Annotated in this window: 1 tRNA gene and 1 rRNA gene; both read left to right on the top strand. The window is 53.4% G+C overall.

What is annotated here, in order from left to right:
• Positions 1-181: 181 nt before the first annotated feature.
• A 16S ribosomal RNA gene (locus Q4501_RS18475) occupies positions 182-1,721 on the top strand.
• A 109-nt stretch (positions 1,722-1,830) separates the two neighbouring features.
• Positions 1,831-1,907, top strand: a tRNA-Ile gene (locus Q4501_RS18470).

Here is a 1,907-nt window from a genome sequence, read left to right as displayed (position 1 = left end):
ACGATGTAGAATACGCCTCCTGATTGAGCAACGGCTCAAACGCTCTTTAACAAATTGACCAAGTAATTCGTGTGGGCGCTGGCTGGAGTATTTCGACAAGAAATACCAAGGCAAGCGACTCGTCGAAAATTGAGTTTTGTCTTGAGCAAGAATTAAGAATCTACGGATTCTTGTATGATTTAAACTGAAGAGTTTGATCATGGCTCAGATTGAACGCTGGCGGCAGGCTTAACACATGCAAGTCGAGCGGAAACGATGGTAGCTTGCTACCAGGCGTCGAGCGGCGGACGGGTGAGTAATGCTTAGGAATCTGCCCAGTAGTGGGGGATAGCCCGGGGAAACCCGGATTAATACCGCATACGCCCTTTTGGGGAAAGCAGGGGATCTTCGGACCTTGCGCTATTGGATGAGCCTAAGTCGGATTAGCTAGTTGGTGGGGTAAAGGCTCACCAAGGCGACGATCCGTAGCTGGTCTGAGAGGATGATCAGCCACATCGGGACTGAGACACGGCCCGAACTCCTACGGGAGGCAGCAGTGGGGAATATTGGACAATGGGGGCAACCCTGATCCAGCCATGCCGCGTGTGTGAAGAAGGCTTTCGGGTTGTAAAGCACTTTCAGTGAGGAGGAAGGCCTTAAGATTAATACTCTTAAGGATTGACGTCACTCACAGAAGAAGCACCGGCTAACTCCGTGCCAGCAGCCGCGGTAATACGGAGGGTGCAAGCGTTAATCGGAATTACTGGGCGTAAAGCGCGCGTAGGTGGTTGAGTAAGCGAGATGTGAAAGCCCCGGGCTTAACCTGGGAACGGCATTTCGAACTGCTCGACTAGAGTGTGGTAGAGGGTAGTGGAATTTCCTGTGTAGCGGTGAAATGCGTAGATATAGGAAGGAACACCAGTGGCGAAGGCGGCTACCTGGACCAACACTGACACTGAGGTGCGAAAGCGTGGGGAGCAAACAGGATTAGATACCCTGGTAGTCCACGCCGTAAACGATGTCAACTAGCCGTTGGGGATCTTGAATCTTTAGTGGCGCAGCTAACGCACTAAGTTGACCGCCTGGGGAGTACGGCCGCAAGGTTAAAACTCAAATGAATTGACGGGGGCCCGCACAAGCGGTGGAGCATGTGGTTTAATTCGACGCAACGCGAAGAACCTTACCTGGCCTTGACATGCAGAGAACTTTCCAGAGATGGATTGGTGCCTTCGGGAACTCTGACACAGGTGCTGCATGGCCGTCGTCAGCTCGTGTCGTGAGATGTTGGGTTAAGTCCCGTAACGAGCGCAACCCCTATCCCTAGTTGCTAGCAGTTCGGCTGAGAACTCTAGGGAGACTGCCGGTGACAAACCGGAGGAAGGTGGGGATGACGTCAGGTCATCATGGCCCTTACGGCCAGGGCTACACACGTGCTACAATGGTGCGTACAGAGGGTTGCAAACCCGCGAGGGGGAGCTAATCTCACAAAACGCATCGTAGTCCGGATCGGAGTCTGCAACTCGACTCCGTGAAGTCGGAATCGCTAGTAATCGTGAATCAGAATGTCACGGTGAATACGTTCCCGGGCCTTGTACACACCGCCCGTCACACCATGGGAGTGGATTGCACCAGAAGTGGTTAGTCTAACCTTCGGGAGGACGATCACCACGGTGTGGTTCATGACTGGGGTGAAGTCGTAACAAGGTAGCCCTAGGGGAACCTGGGGCTGGATCACCTCCTTAAACGAAGTCGACGCTTCGGTCAGAGTCCACACGAATTACTTGGTTGATTGATAGAGAGAGCAAGGGTCTTTGCAGGCCCGACTTGGCTTGTCATTGGACGAGCAAAACCGGGTCTGTAGCTCAGGTGGTTAGAGCGCACCCCTGATAAGGGTGAGGTCGGTGGTTCAAGTCCACCCAGACCCACCA

It is taken from the genome of Marinobacter sp. 2_MG-2023 (assembly GCF_030546935.1).
In the GTDB taxonomy this organism is placed as follows: Bacteria; Pseudomonadota; Gammaproteobacteria; order Pseudomonadales; family Oleiphilaceae; genus Marinobacter.
Note: the sequence above shows the minus strand (reverse complement) of the source record. Positions and strands in the feature narration are given on the sequence as shown.